General features: G+C 39.0%; 1 protein-coding gene. It reads right to left on the reverse strand.

Annotated elements, in window-relative coordinates; all coding sequences use genetic code 11:
- Window positions 1-328: ATPase, T2SS/T4P/T4SS family (locus R0J87_RS19125; RefSeq protein WP_498888214.1), on the reverse strand; the 328-nt coding region annotated here is incomplete at both ends.

Raw genomic sequence — 328 nt, forward strand, 5'->3', positions numbered from 1 at the left:
ATACTTAAGACCATCATTAGTTAAATCGCACCTAAAAACCGTCAAGGTTTCGCCATTAGGCAAAAACTCCACGATTTCTTGTTGATACCTTCTAGTAGAGCCGTCATCTTCTTCTGTTTTCTCAATATGCGCTCCAAATCCTAAATACTTGCTCAAGTCTTCCAACATGGATGTTTCATTGATCTGATAACCCATTTTCATCATATTAATGTATCTTGATTTAATGGCACGTGCATTCACAGCGTGCAGCGTGGTAATAATTTTGTGACCAGTTAAAATCCCTTGCATCATTTCGTAGGCTTCCTGTCCCCTAGTTTCGGATACAAGT

Origin of the sequence: Halomonas sp. SIMBA_159 (genome assembly GCF_046536035.1) — a bacterium.
GTDB lineage: Bacteria > Pseudomonadota > Gammaproteobacteria > Pseudomonadales > Halomonadaceae > Vreelandella > Vreelandella venusta_A.